A 19,314-nucleotide genomic window follows, 5' to 3' on the forward strand; every position below is an offset into this window, starting at 1 on the left:
TCATTTATACCAAGTTTGTTCTTTACCACGGACATGCGGTATGGGGGAAATGACAAGGAGGAAAAGGAATGGAAATATTAAAAGTTTCAGCAAAATCTAATCCTAATTCTGTAGCTGGTGCGCTTGCCGGTGTTCTTCGTGAGAGAGGGGGAGCAGAGATCCAGGCAATCGGGGCAGGAGCGTTGAATCAAGCTGTCAAAGCAGTTGCCATAGCACGGGGATTTGTTGCTCCCAGTGGTTTAGATTTAATTTGTATCCCGGCATTTACAGATATACAGATTGAAGGGGAAGAACGAACGGCCATAAAGTTGATCGTGGAACCGAGATAACGGGAAAACGCCGAACTGATTGTTGTTCCGTGTAATCGTAATATACTGATTTTCCCGTCCTTTAAATTCGGGAATATATGGTTGAAGAAGGCTGTTCGTTAAAGATTTCCTTTATTGGACAGCCTTTTTATATTTCCTTCCTAAAGCCACTTCACTGATATAGCAGGTACGCTGGAATGAGAGAAACTTTAAGATAACCGATACATAAGATACGTAGAATAGAGAAGGGGTGGAAATGAATGATATTTGATGCTCACTGCGATGTTTTAATGAAACTTTACATCGATCCCGATAAACTTTCATTCCAATCCAAGGATGACTTGCACATTACATATCCGCAACTAAAAGAAATCGGCGGCAAGGTTCAGTTGTTCGCCATTTATATACCCTCCTACTTAAAAGCAGGCCAAAGATTCGAAGCGGCTTTGAAGATGGTGAATCTCTTCCATAATCGAATCATCGATCGGCACCCAGATGTGAAATTCGTTACGTCCAAGAAAGAGATCGCCAATCTGAAAGAACATGAAATTGGTGCCATGTTAACGCTCGAAGGTGCTGAAGCAGTGGAGGAAGACATAGGTAAGTTGGAGATCCTATACCGCCTAGGAGTCCGGTCTGTCGGATTAACATGGAACTGGGCAAATGCTGCAGCAGACGGTGCTTTGGAACCAAGGGGGGGTGGATTGACGAATTTCGGATATGAAATGGCCGAATTCCTCAATCAAAAAAGGATGTGGGCCGATGTTTCCCACCTGAGTGAAAAATCCTTCTGGGATTTGATCGAAGTTGCGCGTTATCCGATTGCTTCGCATTCAAATGCATACTCCATCTGTCCGAACCCAAGGAACTTAAGGAATGATCAAATAGAGGCTCTCATCCAAAAAGATAGTGTAATAGGCATCACGTTTGTCCCCCAGTTCCTAAACAAAAAAGGGAATGCAGAATTAACGGATATCGTCAGGCATGTGGAACATATCTGCAGTTTGGGTGGTGAAGATCATATTGGTTTCGGTTCGGATTTTGACGGGATTGACCAGACGGTGAAAGGGCTGTCGTCATACCGGTATTACGATAATTTGATTGAAACGTTGCAACGATATTACAATGACAGGCAGATTGAGAACTTCTTATTTGGAAATTTCCACAAACGAATATCATTTTAGCAGAATGGGTCTGGGACAAATGTGTTTTAAACAAAGAAAAACCCGAACGAATTTGTGAGTTTGACGACAAATCTTTCGGGTTTTTAACTATTTGTATAACTGTACGACTAGATTTACCTCTGTCTAGCGGTTGATTGGAGTGCAAAACGAAGACTCCTGCGGGAAAAGCGAGTTAGGTGAGACGTGTCTAGCTCCAGTGGTCTGCTCCCGTTTGAAAATTAACCTTCGCCTTTTGAGGCACAAAACGCCTCTAAAGGCGAAGAACATTTTTCAAAGGGAGCAAAACGCCCACTTCCGCTTTTCGAACCCGCAGGAGCGAATGCGACGAGGAGGCTCACCAACCGCCCGCGGAAAGCGAAGTTTTGCACGGAAATCATTAGCGGTATTAAAAACTGGAACTGATATTGATTGTCTTTATTTTTAGAGTTCTTAGTTATGTCCCAGTCTCTTTTTTAATGGGGGTAAATCAAGACGGTAGTGATTTACTACAAAAAGTGATAAACTTATTTAGAGTACGAGAGAAATCATTACCATTCATCTTTCTGAGGATTTTACTAGAATCCAGGTATGTGATTGAAAATAAGAGACCTGTAAGAAGGGGTGTAATAGATGAAAGAACAACTTTCATGGAAGGTTGGCGGACAGCAAGGTGAAGGGATTGAGAGCACCGGGGAAATTTTCTCGATGGCATTGAATCGCCTTGGCTATTATTTATATGGATACCGCCATTTCTCCTCGCGTATCAAGGGAGGACATACAAATAATAAAATCCGGGTGAGCACAAGTCAGGTTCGGGCCATTGCGGATGATTTAGATATTTTAGTAGCATTTGATCAGGAGACGATTGATGTAAACTATAAAGAACTACATAGTGAAGGTGTCATCATTGCTGACGCGAAGTTCAAACCGGAAAAACCGGAGGATACAGATGCGTCGTTGTACATCGTGCCGTTTACAGAGCTTGCCACTGAACTCGGGACATCCTTGATGAAAAACATGGTCGCAGTCGGAGCCACATGTGCTGTATTGGACCTAGAGCCCGATGTATTCAAGGAAGTAGTGGAAGAAATCTTCGGTCGAAAAGGTGAAACGGTCGTTGAAAAGAATATGGAAGCGATCAAGCAAGGATTTGAAAAGATGAAATCCGAACTTGGAGAAAAAGTCGGTTCTCTAAAATTGAAAGAAGCAGACGGCAAGAAACGGATGTTCATGATCGGAAACGATGCCATCGCGTTAGGGGCTTTGGCAGGTGGCGTCCGGTTGATGGCCGCCTATCCAATCACCCCTGCCTCTGAGATCATGGAGTACCTAATCAAGAAGTTACCTATGGTCGGAGGGACGGTCATCCAGACAGAGGATGAGATTGCTGCGGCAACCATGGCGATCGGGGCGAATTACGGAGGGATCCGTTCGTTTACAGCATCGGCAGGTCCTGGGCTTTCACTCATGATGGAAGCGATCGGTCTATCAGGAATGACAGAGCAGCCGCTTGTGGTCGTCGATACCCAGCGTGGGGGACCATCGACAGGATTGCCTACAAAGCAGGAGCAATCAGATTTAATGGCCATGATTTACGGTACACATGGTGAAATACCGAAGATTGTCATGGCACCTAGTACTGTTCAAGAAGCATTTTATGATACTGTCGAAGCGTTCAATCTTGCTGAAGAATATCAATGTCCGGTCATCATTTTGTCCGATCTTCAGCTTTCATTGGGCAAGCAGACTGTCGAACCCCTTGACTATAGTAAAGTGGAAATTCGTAGAGGCAAGCTGATTGAAAATGAATCCCAACTCGAAGAACTCGAGCCGAAAAAATACTTCAAGCGATATGAAGTCACGGAAGATGGCGTCTCCCCACGTGTTACACCTGGTATGAAAAATGGGATTCACCATGTGACCGGCGTCGAACATGACGAAACGGGAAAACCTTCTGAATCTCCGGTAAATCGGAAAGCGCAGATGGATAAGCGTATGCGTAAGATCGAAAAAATCAATTTTAATCAACCGATCCATATTCATGCCCCTCATGAAGAGGCGGATCTATTATTGGTCGGATTCAACTCCACTCGCGGCGTCATTGAAGAAGCCATGGGACGTCTTGAAGCAGATGGAATTAAAGTGAACCATGCCCATATCCGCCTTGTCCATCCCTTCCCGGCTGAGGAACTCGAGCCTTTGATGGAGAGAGCGAAGAAAGTGGCGGTTATTGAACATAATGCAACTGGCCAGCTGGCAAGCATCATTAAAATGAACGTTGGCTATGGCAGGAAAATCAAGAACCTTACAAAATACGATGGAACGCCATTTTTACCACAAGAAATTTATACAAGATGTAAGGAGTTGAACTGATCCATGGCTACCTTTAAAGATTTTCGTAATAATGTAAAGCCCAATTGGTGTCCTGGATGTGGGGACTTCTCTGTACAGGCATCGATACAACGTGCTGCAGCAAACGTCGGTCTTGATCCTGAAAATTTAGCGGTCGTTTCGGGAATCGGTTGTTCTGGCCGTATTTCAGGCTACATCAATTCATATGGTTTCCACGGAATTCATGGGCGCTCACTTCCGATTGCTCAAGGGTTGAAAATGGCAAACAAGGATCTGACCGTTATCGCTTCGGGTGGTGACGGGGATGGGTTTGCGATTGGCCTTGGACACACGATCCATGCGATCCGCCGGAATGTGGATATTACCTATATAGTAATGGATAATCAAATTTACGGATTGACGAAGGGCCAGACATCCCCTCGCTCTTCATCAGGATTCAAAACCAAGTCCACTCCCCAAGGATCGATCGAGCCCGCTCTCGCTCCTATGGAAATGGCTTTAACATCGGGTGCCACGTTCGTTGCACAAAGTTTCTCTTCTGATTTGAAAGAACTGACGGCCTTGATTGAGGCTGGCTTGAATCATAAGGGATTCTCACTTATTAATGTGTTCAGTCCATGCGTTACGTACAATAAGATCAACACGTATGACTGGTTCAAAGAGAATTTGACGAAGCTTTCGGATGTAGAGGGCTATGATCCTTCAAACCGTGAGCAGGCAATGAATACCCTCATGGAGAATGATGGTCTGGTAACAGGTCTGATTTATCAGAATACTGAACAGCCTTCCTATCAGGAACTTGTCAGTGGATATTCAGATGAACCATTGAGCAGCCACGACTTGAAGCTGGATGATAAAACGTTTGATGGGTTGTTAAAAGAATTTATGTAAATGTAAGAAAGAGGCTGGGACAAAAGTGTTTCAGACAAAGTAAAACCCGAACTAATTTGTCTGTTTAAGGGCAATTTAGTTCGGGTTTTCAACTATTTGTATAACTGTACGATTAGATTTTACCTCTGTCTAGCGGTTGGTTGGAGTGCAAGACGAAGACTCCTGGGGGAAAAGCGAGTTAGGTGAAACATGTCCAGCTCCAGCGGCTAGAGGCTCGAGACATAAGCCATGCCAGCCAAAAAGGCAAAAAGCGCCTTTATGGCTCGCCTGTCTTACGCTTGTCGCCTCTGAGCAAGCCGCTTCCGCTTTTCTAACCCGCCGGAGCGAATGCGACGAGGAGGTTCACCAACCGCCCGCGGAAAGCGAAGTCTTGCACGGAAATCATTAGCGGTATTAAAAACTGAACTGATAGTGACTTAGTTATTTTTGGATTGAATGGCAGTCTCTTCTTCGAAGTCTGATGGAACTGCAAGATTTTGTAGATAATGCTTTTGATCACGTTTTTGTTTAGTCATCAGATGTTTCAATTGAAATAGCTGATTGGTCATTTCTTCATTTCCTTGCTTCAATGAATCCATTTCCCCTATGAACTGATGGAATTTCTCTTCTACCTCTTGGAATTTAGAGAAGAACTCATCCTGTTGCTTTGTATACCGTTCTTCCTGTTCACCCTCCATACGCTCCATCTTTTGCTCTTGCTCTTTGGAGCGTTTATCAATATCGGCGAACTGTGCTCCGAACCACCATTCATTGTCTTCTATCGTCTTTTCGTACTGATGTATGATGTTCTTTATGAATTCCATTTTCTCTTTTTCTGCCATGATCAACTGTTCCTTGGCATGTTCCAATGAAGTAATGGTATGTTTGCGTTCGGCCACTAGCCTTTCCAGCTCTTCTGTTTTTGAGGTCAGCAGGACGATGATTTCTTTTTTTGTTTTTTCAGATTCTATTACGGCGCGATTTAAATCGTTGATATGGGCTTTCTGACTTTTTATTTGCGCTTTCATACCTTCTGCTTTGTTAATCAGCTGATTATTATCTTTAAGGAGTAAGTCATTCTGAGCCGCTCGTTCCCGGTTCGATTCTTCAGTCTCGGATAAAGATTGTGAAAGATGCTGTTTTTCCAATTTTAATTGTAGAAGCTCTTTCTCCAATTCATTGATTCTATGAATTTGGTCTTCTGATCTTTTTTCCTTTTCATGCAGGAGGTCATGAAGGACGAGTATTTCCGCTTCAGTTTTCTCTTTACCTTCCTTGAATCTGTTTCGTTCAAGGACCAACTCTTGCTCAGTCGTTTCATTCACTCTGATTTGTGTGGCTAACTGTTCGATTTCTTCATCCTTTTTCCTGATGACTTCTTTATAATGAGTCGCCGCTGCATAGGAGTAGCTATTTTTGATGTCATCAATTGTCTTCATTAGCCGGTGGATTTCAGATTGCAGATAGTGCTTTTCTTGATTGGCGATCGCGTACATGGGAGAGTTGAGATGTTCCTCGATCATAATTTCCTCCTTGGGTATTTGTCTTACTTTACGTTATGCATCGAAACGGTATCCAGTTCCTTGTGCATTTGCCCATTTTTCACAGGGAAGGATGAAGTTTAGAACAATTTTCAACAGTTGTGCCTCTCTATTGTATAAGCCTAAAAAAACCTTTATACTGTTATAATGTGCAAGTCTAATTGTCAGCTATACTATTACGGATTTTATAATAGAAGAAAACGGTTTATTTTTCGTTTGTTATAGAGCTAGAAAGGGGAATTTTCATGAACGAAGAACAACGCAAACATGGACAGCAAGCGAAGTCTGGTACTCCTTCTGAGAATAAGACCGAAAAGGACTACAGCAAATACTTCCAAAGCGTTTATATTCCACCATCACTGAAAGATGCAAAAAAACGGGGAAAAGAAGAAATACAATATCATAATGATTTCACAATCGATGATCAATATAGAGGATTGGGAAACGGTAAGAAGTTTTATATTCGTACTTACGGTTGTCAAATGAATGAACATGATACAGAGGTCATGGCCGGGATCTTTATGGCACTGGGCTACGAAGCGACCGACACAACCGAAGACGCCGATGTCATTCTGTTGAATACATGCGCCATCCGGGAGAACGCCGAGAATAAGGTGTTCGGTGAGCTTGGTCACTTAAAGCATTTAAAGCGGGAAAAGCCTGATCTCTTGATCGGGGTTTGCGGATGTATGTCCCAGGAAGAAGCGGTTGTGAACAAGATTCTTAAGACATACCAACAAGTTGATATGATCTTTGGAACCCACAATATTCACCGCCTTCCACAAATCTTATCAGATGCCTATATGTCCAAAGCAATGGTTGTTGAAGTTTGGTCCAAAGAAGGAGATGTCATCGAGAATCTTCCCAAAGTCCGACGAGGCAATATCAAAGCTTGGGTCAACATCATGTACGGCTGCGATAAATTCTGTACGTACTGTATCGTGCCTTACACCCGTGGGAAGGAACGTAGCAGGCGACCAGAGGAAATCATTGCAGAAGTACGGCACTTGGCCGCCCAGGGATACCAGGAAATCACCCTCCTCGGGCAAAATGTAAATGCATATGGGAAAGACATAGAAGACCTAGAGAACTATGGGCTTGGTGATTTGATGGATGAGCTCCGGAAAATCGATATCCCACGCATCCGTTTTACAACAAGCCACCCAAGGGACTTTGACGATCATTTAATCGAGGTTCTAGCGAAAAAGGGCAATCTGGTCGAGCATATTCATCTTCCAGTCCAATCAGGATCGACTCCGGTCTTGAAGATCATGGCGAGGAAATACAGCCGTGAACAGTTCTTGGAGCTTGTGCGGAAAATTAAACAAGCAATGCCTGATGTGGCACTGTCGACTGACATCATCGTCGGTTATCCAAACGAAACGGAAGAGCAATTCGAAGAAACACTTTCACTGTACCGTGAAGTCGAATTCGAATCAGCATATACGTACATCTATTCTCCAAGGGAAGGTACTCCTGCGGCAAAGATGAATGACAATGTACCGATGGAAGTGAAAAAGGACCGACTCAGACGTTTAAACGCAGTGGTTCAAGAATACTCTCTAAAAGCCCTTAAGAAATATAAAGGGAAAACAGTCGAGGTCCTTGTAGACGGTGAAAGTAAGAAAAATCCTGATATCCTTGCAGGGTATACTCGCAGAAATAAACTGGTAAACTTTAAAGCACCGAAAACAGCGATTGGAAAAATCGTTAAAGTGAAAATCACGGATGCAAAATCCTGGTCACTAGACGGTGAAATGATTGAAGAGGGCCAAATCGGCTCAGAATTTCTAGAAGCGGCAGAGGTGAACTAAAATGGCAAAATATACAAAAGATGATATTATGAAAAGAGCCGAAGAATTGGCAGAAATGATTGCAGAAACAGAAGAGGTGGATTTCTTCAAGCGGGCAGAATCGCAAATCCATGAAAACCAAAAAGTGCGAGAAATGATCGCCAGCATCAAAAGCCTTCAAAAGCAAGCGGTCAATTTCCAGCACTACGGCAAGACTGAAGCTTTGAAAATGGTTGAGGAGAAAATCGAGAACCTTGAAAAGGAAATCGATGAAATTCCTGTTGTTCAGCAGTTCAAAGAGTCTCAGACAGACGTAAATGATCTACTGCAAATCGTTGCATCTGTTATTTCCAACAATGTCACTGATCACATCATTGAATCTACAGGAGGAGACCTGCTTCGCGGAGAAACTGGATCCCAGGTGAAAAACTCCACACCGGGCAGCTGCTCATAAAACGATAATTAGATCGATAGTAATAAGAACAATGCCATGAAGATGCTCATCTTCATGGCATTGTTTTGTTATGAGCCATAAAGAAATCGATTTAGCTTTTGGTCCTTTGCAAGGTTTGATTGAAGTGCAAGAGGAAGACCTCCGTGGAAAAGCGCATGAGGTGCGACTCGGCAGGCGAAGTCCAAGACGCTCACCATTTACCTGCGGAAAGTGATACCTTGAAAGAAAAACAGTAATAGTATATATGGTGCATATGACCAGCTTATTATTCTCCTTATTATTTCACCCCTCAAATACCTTTTAGGGAACATTCAATGGGTATTCGCATACAATACATTATCTCGCAACAATCCCATTATGCAATAAAATTTTCTCGCACAAACACCTAGACAGTCGCATAAGATGAATTGAAAATGAATGAGGAGGTACGCTCGAATGGCAGAATATAGAGAGATTATTACAAAAGCGGTCGTAGCGAAGGGACGCAAATTCACGCAGTCTCATCATACGATTAGCCCGCCGCATAATCCATCGAGCATTTTAGGCTGCTGGATCATCAACCATAAGTATGAAGCACACAAAGTAGGCAAGAAGGTGGAAATTCACGGCTCATTTGAGGTGAATGTATGGTACTCTCACAGTAACAACACGAAAACGTCCGTTGTAACTGAAAGAGTCGAGTACTGCGATGAAATCAAGCTCAAATACCGTGATCCTGATGCCCTGGATGATATTGAAATATGTGCTCGCGTACTTCAACAGCCGAATTGCTGCGAAGCGGTGATTTCACCAAACGGTAACAGAATCATTGTTCATGTGGAACGTGAATTCCTGGTGGAAGTTATCGGAGAAACAAAGGTCTGTGTGCTCGTCAATCCAGAAGGCTGCGAAGATGACGACTGGGATTGCGACCTAGACGATGAAGAATTTGAAGAGCTTGATCCAGACTTCTTAGAGGGAGTAGAAGAATAGTCTGTACTAGGAAGAAGGCCTCTTCCTAGTTTTTCTATTCCTTATCACGATGGTAAAGAGATGGCTCATGTGAGATAGCAGTATCTGTACATGGGTGAACACGATATGAACATCTTCCAAGAGCGTCTCATGGATGCTCTTTTTTATTGGTTGACAAAAGGCAGCAATGCGTGCATTGCTGCCTTTTGTGTCAACTCAGATCAATAAAAGCAGGCTGATCACCGCACATGTGATGAATGCGATCAAACCAGTCAGTAAAGGTCTAAAGCCCAGCTTTGTGAGGTCGGTCACGTTCACTTGAAGACCAACTGCTGCCATGACCATGATGATCATGAATTTAGAAGATGATTGTAAGAATTCTTCAATCACTACTGGGATCAATCCCATGGTATGAAGAAGCGAAACTCCAAGGAACATCAACACAAACCACGGGATTGCCTGTTTTAAGGATGTGCCTTTTTGAGATGCCTCCCTTTGAAACATGAAAGGTAACAGAATCATTACTGGAATGAGGAATAAGGTTCTTGCCAGTTTGACCGTAGTGGCGACTTCGCCTGCCTGATCCCCGTAACGATACCCGACTGCAACTGCCGAGGACGTATCATGTACGGCTGTTCCAGCCCATATACCGAATGGGACTTCCCCTAAATGAAGTAAATGGCCGATATAAGGATACAAGAAGAAGGCGATCAGGTTAAAGAAAACGATGGTGGATAATGCATAAGCCGTTTCGTTCTCCTTTGCACCGATGATCCCTTTAACGGCAGAAATGGCGGTAGCCCCACAAATGCTCGTTCCGATACCGATCAATAAACTGAGTCTTGGGTGGACGCCAAGCAGTTTACCGACGAAGAATGTCACCGTGATGCCGAGCGTGACGGAAACCAGAATGATCCATAGTGCAGATTGCCCGATCTTCATGATTTCCACTAGGCTCAAGCCCACCCCTAGGAATACAATCGCCACTTTCAGTAGCTTCTTTGTCGTAAAAGTGATACCTGCATCCCAGGATTCAGGGACATTGGTTACATTACGGAGAAGGATTCCTATGAGAATAGCGAATAATATACTCCCAATCAATGGAAACCAGGCACCCAGCACTTTTGCAATGCTACCGATTATTATGATGAAAAAAAGCCCGGAAGCTTCTTTCGGAAGTTTCTTTACGAGATGTAGATTCAAGGTGTGAATAGCTCCTTCTTTAGAAAATCTATTCCTAAGTATAATATAATATTTAGGTGATGGCGAACGATTGCTTCTTTGACTCTTATGATAGAATGGAAACATACATAATATTAGTGGGGAAAGGATTTTTAATGATGAAAAAAACGTTGGTCCTGGCAGAAAAACCTTCTGTCGGGCGGGATATAGCAAGAGTGCTTCAATGCACAAAAAGTGGAAATGGATTTCTAGAAGGCAAGGATTATATCGTGACATGGGCGCTGGGACATCTCGTCACACTGGCAGATCCCGAATCCTATGATGATAAGTATAAAACATGGAGAATCGAGGATCTTCCGATGTTACCACCGTCATTGAGGCTGGTGGTCATTAAGAAGACAGGTAAGCAGTTCAATACCGTAAAGGCTCAAATGAATCGTTCAGATGTGGGATCCATCGTCATTGCCACCGATGCAGGCCGTGAGGGTGAACTAGTGGCAAGATGGATCATTGAGAAAGCCAGGGTGGATAAACCGCTCAAGCGCCTTTGGATTTCATCTGTAACAGACAAAGCGATCAAAAACGGCTTCAGCAACCTTAAGGATGCAGGGAAGTTCGAAAATTTATATGAAGCAGCCCAGGCCAGATCTGAAGCAGACTGGTATGTTGGCATGAATGCGACAAGGGCTTTGACAACGAAGCATAATGCCCAGTTATCGTGCGGAAGGGTACAAACCCCTACATTGAGTATCATTGCAAAGCGAGAAGAGGAAATAAGGAACTTTAAACCGAAACCTTATTACGGGATTAAAGCAGCGAGCGACAAAGGTACCTTCCTTTGGACGAATACCAATGGAGATACGAAAACCTTCTCAAGGGAAGAAATAACCGAAATCCTCAACACTATAAAAAAAGCGGACAAAGGTACTGTAGAGTCAGTGAAAACGACGCTTAAAAAGCAATATGCCCCGTCGCTTTATGACCTGACCGAACTACAGAGGGATGCACACAAGTTGTATGGCTTCAGTGCGAAAGAAACGTTATCCATTATGCAGAAGCTGTATGAGCAGCATAAGCTTGTCACGTATCCACGTACAGACAGCAAACATCTTTCCTCGGATATCGTTGATACATTAAAGGATCGTCTGCAAGCGATTCATGTACAGCCTTACCGGGCTTTTGCCAATAAAGCGCTGAAGGGTTCGGTAAACTTATCGAATGCATATGTTGATGACCGTAAAGTCAGTGACCACCATGCGATCATTCCGACGGAGGAGACGCCATTCCTTCAGAAGCTGCAGGATCGGGAAGTCAAGATCTATGACCTGATCGTAAAGCGATTCCTGGCCATTTTCTTGCCACCTTATCAATATGAACAAACGAAGGTTGAATTGAAAGTAGGGAAGGAACGTTTCCAAACGAAAGGTAAGCGCGTCAAGGACACGGGTTGGAAGGATGTTTACGGATTCGAACAAGATGAAGACCAATTTCTCGGTAAGATGGAGAAGGGGGATGAATTGAACCTTCTTTCTATTGAGGAGACGGAAGGTACGACGAATCCACCTGGAAGATTCAACGAAGGGACTTTATTGGCGGCAATGGAGAATCCCGTGAAATTTATGGAAGAAAGAAATAAAAAGCTTCTTGAAACGATCGGTGAGACAGGAGGGCTTGGTACCGTTGCAACAAGGGCAGACATCATCGAGAAATTGTTCAACTCAGGCGCAATGGAGCAAAAGGGGAAAGAAATCTATCTGACTTCCAAAGGAAAACAATTATTGGAGCTTGCCCCTGATGAATTATGTTCTCCTTCCCTTACGGCCGAGTGGGAAATGAAGCTCGACAAAATTGCTAAAGGCTCTTTGAAGAAAAGTGATTTCATTAAAGAGATCAAAGATTATACAAAAAAATCTGTCCATGAAATTAAAAATTCGGATAAAAAATATTCACATGATAATATTACTGGGACACGATGTCCCGATTGCGGAAACCTGATGCTTGAAATCAAGAATAAGAATGGCAAGAAACTAGTCTGCCAAGACCGGGAATGCGGTCATCGTAAAAATGTCAGCAAAAAAACGAATGCAAGATGCCCTCAGTGCCATAAGCGTTTAGAACTTCGTGGAGAAGGGGAAGGACAGCTATTTGTGTGTGTATGTGGACATAAAGAGAAACTAACTACCTTCAATGAACGAAGGAAAAAAGAAAAGCATAACAAAGCAAGTAAAAGGGACGTTAATAAATACCTGAAAACACAACAAAAAGACGAACCGGTCAATACGGCATTGGCTGATGCACTGGCCAAACTGAAATTGGACAAGTAAAACGATGGGATAGGGACACAGGGAAAGTCCCTATCTTTTTTTGTTGTCTATTGATAGAATATTCTTAATACTCATATTGGGGGAATGAACATGACACCGGTTACGGTAAAAGGTTTTTTTGCTGCGATTCAGGAAGGAAACAATGAAGCGGTAGAAGATTTATTGAAGGCGGACACAAATTTATGTAATGCGGAAGATGAAAATGGGTTGATCGCCCTCGGGGTGGCAGCGCATTATGGACACCAGGACTTAGTGGAGCTTTTGTTGAACTTCGGTGCGGATATCAACTCTGTTTCAAATTCTAAGATTCCCTATATACCATCCAACACTGCCTTGCACGCTGCCATTGCAGGAGGGGCATCATGTGATTTGGTCGAATACTTATTGTCAAAAGGGGCAGATGTACATATAACGGATTCACAAGGCTACACACCTCTTCATATCGCCGCATTTGATGCAGATGAACAACTGGTGACTCTTCTTTTAGAGAATCATGCAGGCATGAACGAAGGAAATGAAACCTCCTCACCCCAGACGGCATATGAAATTGCTGTGTCCAGGGGTAATAAGGGCTTTATGAAAGCATACAATCGATTCCAAAATTAATACTAGTATAGAGGAGCATATCAGAATTATGTTGATATGCTCTTCTTTGTGATTAGGGGGGATCACCTTATTGATGAAATCAAGCTCGGATGATCGAAAAAAACATATTTTAATGTAATCCCTTTCATTGTTGGCACAATAGCGTTTTAGTAAGTTCATAGATCTATTGTTTTATCAGAAAAGAAAATATTTTCTAAAAATTCTGTTGTTATTTGTCGGGATCCGTATTAAAATGAACATTAATTTCATCCGAAGGGAGGACATCTAGATGCTTACATTTCTTGCATCAGTCGTAATTTTATTAGCCGGTTATCTGATTTATTCAAAGGTGGTCGAGAGGATTTTCGGGATTGATGACCGAAACGAGACCCCCGCCTATTCCAAGGAAGACGGAATGGATTATATGCCCATGAGCTGGTGGAAAGCGAGCTTAGTGCAATTATTGAATATCGCGGGACTTGGTCCGATCTTTGGGGCCATTCTAGGTGCATTATACGGACCCGTCGCGTTCATTTGGATCGTTATCGGTACCCTCTTCGCTGGAGCGGTGCATGACTACTTCTCTGGAATGCTGTCATTGCGCCACGGAGGTGCACAATTTCCTTCACTTGTAGGTAAATATCTTGGAAGGCACGTTAGCAACGTCATGAATATCATTTCCATCATTTTAATGATTTTGGTAGCGGCAGCATTCACATCCGGACCCGCACAATTAATGGCCGAAGTGACCCCGTTATCCTTTATGGCATCATTAATCATCATATTTACATATTTCATCGTAGCGACCGTTCTGCCGGTCAACAAGATTATCGGCAAGATTTACCCGTTTTTTGGGGCAGTGCTCATTTTTATGGCTGTTAGCATCGGAATCGGTCTGTTCTTCTTTGAGCATCCAGTACCTAACCTTACTTTACAGAACCTGCATCCAGATGAATTGCCATTATGGCCACTTCTGATGGTCACTGTTTCATGCGGTGCGATTTCCGGTTTCCATTCCACTCAAAGTCCGATTCTCGCCAGAACGTTAAGAAAAGAAAGTGAAGGGCGGAAGGTCTTTTACGGTGCAATGGTGGCAGAAGGGATCATCGCATTGATCTGGGCAGCTGCCGGAATGGCATTCTTCAATGGAACCGGTGGTCTCCAAGAAGCTTTGGCATCCGGAGGTCCTGCTGGGGTAGTGAATGAAATCAGTAAAACGACACTCGGAACCCTTGGTGGGATCCTTGCGATACTTGGTGTCATCATTCTTCCAGTCACGACTGGTGACACCGCATTGCGTTCTTCTAGAATGATGCTCTTCGATTTACTGTCTGATTGGAAAAAAGAAGAACTGAAAGGAAAATGGCTGCCCGTTTTGCTCGTCATCCCTGTGGCAATCCCTACTTTCCTTCTTACGCAGATTGATTACACCTTCTTATGGAGATATGTAGGTTGGTCGAATCAGCTGGTTGCAACCGTTATGTTATGGACTGCTGCAGTGTATTTATTGCAAAACCGGAAGTTTCACTGGATTTGCAGTATCCCTGCATTATTCATGACGGCGGTGGTAAGCTCATATATCTTTTATGCACCGGAAGGATTTCACCTTCCGTATAAAGAGTCCATGATCATAGGTGCTGTCATCTGGGTTGCCGTACTAGGCTGGTTCATTCGTCAAATCTTTAAATATCGCCCTGTAAAGCAGGAATCTCTTCATATAAAAACATTAAATTCATAATTCCAGAGGGGTTGTCTCTATGATCAAAACAAATTGGATCATTAGGGATAACCTCTTTTTTTGCTCCGTAAAGTTTGATAGGGGTTGGTAAGAAGATTGTCGATAAAAAGCGAGCTGTTTCAAGGGAGGTGTGCAAGTATTTTACAAAATTCGCAAATTACTTATGCTAACGTTTAATTAGCCCCTAATATGAGAATGATTTTTTTTAGAATTTACATACTGACAAATACTCAATGAAGTTGGTTTTACAAACTGTATAGTGCAATTTAAATATGTACAAGTTAAAATGGGGTGAAAAGACAAAATATTCAGATTTTACAAAGGCTGTGTAATCTAGTAGGTGAACTTCATGCATAAAAAAACATGAAAGCGCTTACTATTTTGATAAATAGAATAGACTGGGAGGAATATGGATGTCAGACAAAGTGATAATAGGGCTTATACAAGCGTCTCACGATGTAGATGGAAACGAACCGGTAGAGGTACACAAACAAGAGTCCATCAAGAAACATATCAACTTAGTCAGGGATGCAGCAAAGAAAGGAGCACAGATTATTTGTTTACAAGAAATTTTCTATGGTCCTTATTTCTGTTCGGAGCAAAATCCAAAATGGTATGATTCCGCGGAAGAAATTCCAAATGGACCAACAACGAAACGTTTTCAGGAACTAGCGAAAGAACTGAATGTGGTGATCATCCTCCCTATTTATGAAAGGGAAGGCATTGCCACGTATTACAATACGGCTGCCGTGATTGATGCGGATGGGTCATACCTTGGCAAATATAGAAAACAGCACATTCCGCACGTTGCGGTGGGCAGTGAAGGTTATGGCTTCTGGGAAAAATATTACTTTAAACCTGGTAATCTCGGTTATCCAGTCTTCGATACGGCCTATGCAAAAGTCGGTGTGTATATATGCTACGACCGTCACTTCCCGGAGGGTGCAAGGTTGTTGGGATTGAAGGGCGCCGAAGTTGTATTTAATCCATCTGCAACGGTTGCAGGCCTATCAGAATATTTGTGGAAGCTGGAACAGCCCGCCCATGCCGTCGCCAACGGGTATTACTTGGGTGCAATCAACAGGGTCGGACATGAGGGACCATGGAACATGGGAGAATTCTACGGCCAATCTTATCTGGTAGACCCACGTGGGGGCTTTGTTTCGGTAGGAAGCAGGGATAAAGATGAAGTCATCATCGGTGAAATGGATAAGAAACTGATCCGGGAAGTAAGGGATACATGGCAATTCTATCGTGATCGAAGACCAGAAACGTATAACGACATGACAGCACTCCTGCCATAACGGGATCATTCAAGATCAGTCAATAATTGTTTGACCCTATGGAATGATTAAATGAATGGGGAAAAGGGGGAAGCCAATTTGTCCAAGACACTATCATTACTAGATATTGATGGGAACTTTCAAGAAGCACATAAAGGGTTAACCAATCGTGAGGCTGTGGAAGAAGCCAATCGTTGTTTATATTGCTATGATGCACCGTGTATCAATGCGTGCCCAACTGGAATAGACATTCCGTCTTTCATTAAGAAAATCGCCTCGGGTAACCTCAAGGGGTCTGCTACTACCATCATGAGTTCAAACCCTGTAGGCGCCAGTTGCTCGAGAGTATGTCCAACGGAAGAATTATGTGAAGGGGCTTGCGTCCTTAACCATTCAACGAAACCGATCATGATCGGGGACCTTCAGCGTTATGCCACTGACTGGGCACGACATAATGAAGCCGTCTTATTCAATGCTGGGGAACCGAACGGGAAGAAGGTGGGGATTGTCGGAAGTGGTCCTGCCGGTATCTCCGCAGCTAGGGAATTAGCGCGTTTCGGTTATGAAGTGACCATTTACGAGGCTGCGAAGGAAGCAGGGGGATTAAATACGTACGGTATCGTTTCGTTTAGACTTCCGCAGAGCATTTCGTATTGGGAAGTGGAACAAGTCAAGAAGCTGAACGTGGATATACGGACGAATACCAGGGTTGGCACGGACATCTCAGCAGAAGAGCTACTTGAAAGACATGATGTTGTCATCCTGGCAGCTGGTATGTCCCATGTACCACCTTTAAACATAGAAGGGGAGCATTTTGATGGGGTCCTGGATGCAATAGAGTTCGTGAAGTCAACCAAAAACGGTGAAATCACGAAAGAGTATATAGGTAAAAAGGTGGCCGTAATTGGAGCAGGCAATACAGCGATCGATGGAGCCACTTGTTCCATTCGGTTGGGGGCTGAAAATGTGAAGATCCTTTACCGGCGCACACAAGAAGAGATGACCGCTTATGATTTTGAATATGAATTTGCCAAACAGGATGGCGTTGAATTCCGGTGGTTGACAGCTCCAAAGAGAATTATCGGAAATGAAGAAGGAAAGGTAACCGGCATTGAATGCATAAAGATGGTGCTGGGTGAGCCGGGGGAAGATGGGAGGCGCCGTCCGGTTCCGGTAGAAGGATCGGAATTCACATTACAAGTGGATGCTGTAATAAAAGCAATCGGGCAAACAAGGCATGTATCATTGATTGACCAATTCCAATTAGAACATAAAGACGGGGTTGTCCAAGTGGATAAGGAGACACTCCAGACCTCAAATCCGAAAGTATATGCTTGTGGGGATGTCATATTCGGTAAAGGGATCGGGGAAGCGATGGTCGTGACGGCTGCTCAACAAGGTAAGCAAGCTGCGTACGAACTTCATAAAAGCTTGACGTCGCTTCAGGTGAATTAAGATTTGTTCTAGGGGGGAAACAGATGGCAAATTTAAATATCGATTTAGCGGGAATCAAATCACCGAATCCATTTTGGCTGGCATCAGCTCCACCAACTAATTCAGGCTACCAAGTACAAAGGGCATTCGAAGCAGGATGGGGAGGCGCGGTTTGGAAGACGCTCGGGGAACCCATTATCAATGTGTCATCACGTTTTGCTGCTGTTAGCTTTAACGGACAGCGAGTAGCGGGTTTCAATAATATCGAACTGATAACGGATCGACCTTTGGAAGTGAATTTAAAAGAAATTTATGAAACGAAAAAGCGTTTTCCAAACCACGCCATCATCGCTTCTTTAATGGTCGAGCCTAAACAGGAGAAGTGGCATGAAATTGTGAAGAAAGTGGAAGACGTCGGAGTGGATGGGTTGGAACTGAACTTCGGTTGCCCCCACGGAATGGCTGAAAGAGGGATGGGGGCAGCATCCGGACAGGTGCCTGAACTGGTTGAGAGGCAAACGTTTTGGGTCAAGGAAGTGGCCAAGACGCCAGTAATCGTCAAATTGACACCGAATATCACGGACATCACCGTCACAGCCGAGTCAGCTGTTAAGGGTGGGGCTGACGCGGTCAGTATGATCAATACCATCAACAGCCTAGCAGGTGTGGACCTCGATAGTTGGAACACAATCCCACATGTAGCCGGAAAAGGTGCTCATGGAGGTTATTGCGGTCCTGCGGTAAAACCAATCGCGCTGAATATGGTGGCTGAATGTGCACGTATTCCGAGAATCAATGTTCCGATCTCAGGGATGGGAGGCGTCTCAAATTGGCAGGATGCAGTCGAATACATGCTGATGGGTGCATCAGGTGTCCAAGTCTGTACAGCAGCCATGCACCATGGATTCAGGATTGTAGAGGATATGATTGATGGGTTGAACAATTACTTGGATGGAAAAGGGATCTCTTCCGTTCAGGAATTGGTGGGGAAATCCGTACCTAAATATTCCGACTGGGGAAACCTGGACCTTAACTACAGTGTTGTAGCGAAGATAAACACGGATGTTTGTATCAACTGCAATAAATGCCATATCGCCTGCGAAGATACGTCACACCAATGCATTGATATGCTTAAAGACACAGAGGGCAACAGTTATTTGAAAGTGCGTGAAGAAGATTGTGTAGGGTGTAATCTTTGCTCGATTGTCTGTCCGGTGGATGGAGCGATCGATATGGTGGAAGTACCTAGCGGGCAAATGCCGATGACTTGGAATGAACGACAGTCTGCGCTCGGTAAATTAGCACAGTGTGAAACGAATCCAGTGAAATAATCAGG

15 protein-coding genes are annotated in these 19,314 nt (G+C 43.7%); 13 read left to right on the plus strand and 2 right to left on the minus strand.

Going from position 1 to position 19,314, the window contains the following annotated elements:
- The first annotated feature begins 68 nt into the window (after nucleotides 1-68).
- The 4 genes from spoVS to LCM10_RS01230 all read left to right on the plus strand — a co-directional run bounded on the left by spoVS (nucleotide 69) and on the right by LCM10_RS01230 (nucleotide 4,714).
- A complete protein-coding gene (gene spoVS, locus LCM10_RS01215) occupies nucleotides 69-329 on the plus strand; it encodes a stage V sporulation protein SpoVS (protein ID WP_224874008.1) in 261 nt (86 codons plus the stop codon).
- 239 nt (nucleotides 330-568) lie between these two features.
- Complete coding sequence (locus LCM10_RS01220) at nucleotides 569-1,492, plus strand: dipeptidase (RefSeq protein WP_224874009.1); 924 nt, start codon at nucleotides 569-571, stop codon at nucleotides 1,490-1,492.
- A 609-nt stretch (nucleotides 1,493-2,101) separates the two neighbouring features.
- Entirely contained in the window at nucleotides 2,102-3,844 is a 1,743-nt protein-coding gene (locus tag LCM10_RS01225) for a 2-oxoacid:acceptor oxidoreductase subunit alpha (protein WP_224874010.1), read from the plus strand.
- Between the two features lie 3 nt (nucleotides 3,845-3,847).
- Nucleotides 3,848-4,714: a 2-oxoacid:ferredoxin oxidoreductase subunit beta gene (locus tag LCM10_RS01230; protein ID WP_224874011.1), complete on the plus strand. Its 867-nt coding sequence runs from the start codon at nucleotides 3,848-3,850 to the stop codon at nucleotides 4,712-4,714.
- A 416-nt stretch (nucleotides 4,715-5,130) separates the two neighbouring features.
- Here LCM10_RS01230 and LCM10_RS01235 read toward each other — a convergent pair whose 3' ends face one another.
- Nucleotides 5,131-6,216, minus strand: a complete 1,086-nt coding sequence (locus tag LCM10_RS01235; RefSeq protein WP_224874012.1) for a hypothetical protein — start codon at nucleotides 6,214-6,216, stop codon at nucleotides 5,131-5,133.
- 263 nt (nucleotides 6,217-6,479) lie between these two features.
- Between LCM10_RS01235 and miaB the strand changes: the two genes are divergently transcribed.
- The 3 genes from miaB to LCM10_RS01250 all read left to right on the plus strand — a co-directional run bounded on the left by miaB (nucleotide 6,480) and on the right by LCM10_RS01250 (nucleotide 9,453).
- Nucleotides 6,480-8,048, plus strand: a complete 1,569-nt coding sequence (miaB, locus tag LCM10_RS01240) for a tRNA (N6-isopentenyl adenosine(37)-C2)-methylthiotransferase MiaB (RefSeq protein WP_224874013.1) — start codon at nucleotides 6,480-6,482, stop codon at nucleotides 8,046-8,048.
- Between the two features lies 1 nt (nucleotide 8,049).
- A complete protein-coding gene (locus tag LCM10_RS01245; RefSeq protein WP_224874014.1) occupies nucleotides 8,050-8,481 on the plus strand; it encodes a RicAFT regulatory complex protein RicA family protein in 432 nt (143 codons plus the stop codon).
- 435 nt (nucleotides 8,482-8,916) lie between these two features.
- The gene (locus LCM10_RS01250) at nucleotides 8,917-9,453 is read left to right on the plus strand and encodes an outer spore coat protein CotE (protein WP_224874015.1); all 537 of its coding nucleotides are present in this window, start codon (nucleotides 8,917-8,919) and stop codon (nucleotides 9,451-9,453) included.
- 195 nt (nucleotides 9,454-9,648) lie between these two features.
- Here LCM10_RS01250 and LCM10_RS01255 read toward each other — a convergent pair whose 3' ends face one another.
- Nucleotides 9,649-10,635, minus strand: coding sequence for a YeiH family protein (locus LCM10_RS01255; RefSeq protein WP_224874016.1), 987 nt, complete (start codon nucleotides 10,633-10,635; stop codon nucleotides 9,649-9,651).
- Between the two features lie 137 nt (nucleotides 10,636-10,772).
- On the opposite strand from LCM10_RS01255, the gene LCM10_RS01260 reads away from it, so the two are divergent.
- The 6 genes from LCM10_RS01260 (at nucleotide 10,773) to preA (ending at nucleotide 19,309) form a co-directional block, all read left to right on the plus strand.
- Nucleotides 10,773-12,938: a DNA topoisomerase III gene (locus LCM10_RS01260; protein ID WP_224875563.1), complete on the plus strand. Its 2,166-nt coding sequence runs from the start codon at nucleotides 10,773-10,775 to the stop codon at nucleotides 12,936-12,938.
- Between the two features lie 90 nt (nucleotides 12,939-13,028).
- On the plus strand, nucleotides 13,029-13,544 hold the full coding sequence (locus LCM10_RS01265; protein WP_224874017.1) for an ankyrin repeat domain-containing protein: 516 nt from the start codon (nucleotides 13,029-13,031) through the stop codon (nucleotides 13,542-13,544).
- A gap of 268 nt (nucleotides 13,545-13,812) precedes the next feature.
- Nucleotides 13,813-15,261 (plus strand): carbon starvation protein A, encoded by a 1,449-nt coding sequence (locus tag LCM10_RS01270; protein ID WP_224874018.1) that lies wholly within the window; start codon nucleotides 13,813-13,815, stop codon nucleotides 15,259-15,261.
- Between the two features lie 413 nt (nucleotides 15,262-15,674).
- Nucleotides 15,675-16,565, plus strand: a complete 891-nt coding sequence (locus LCM10_RS01275) for a nitrilase-related carbon-nitrogen hydrolase (RefSeq protein ID WP_224874019.1) — start codon at nucleotides 15,675-15,677, stop codon at nucleotides 16,563-16,565.
- A 51-nt stretch (nucleotides 16,566-16,616) separates the two neighbouring features.
- The gene (locus LCM10_RS01280; protein ID WP_412103353.1) at nucleotides 16,617-17,999 is read left to right on the plus strand and encodes an NAD(P)-dependent oxidoreductase; all 1,383 of its coding nucleotides are present in this window, start codon (nucleotides 16,617-16,619) and stop codon (nucleotides 17,997-17,999) included.
- A 23-nt stretch (nucleotides 18,000-18,022) separates the two neighbouring features.
- Nucleotides 18,023-19,309 (plus strand): NAD-dependent dihydropyrimidine dehydrogenase subunit PreA, encoded by a 1,287-nt coding sequence (gene preA / locus LCM10_RS01285; RefSeq protein WP_224874021.1) that lies wholly within the window; start codon nucleotides 18,023-18,025, stop codon nucleotides 19,307-19,309.
- Nucleotides 19,310-19,314: the final 5 nt, after the last annotated feature.

Origin of the sequence: Rossellomorea aquimaris (assembly GCF_020171925.1) — a bacterium.
Lineage (GTDB): Bacteria > Bacillota > Bacilli > Bacillales > Bacillaceae_B > Rossellomorea > Rossellomorea aquimaris_F.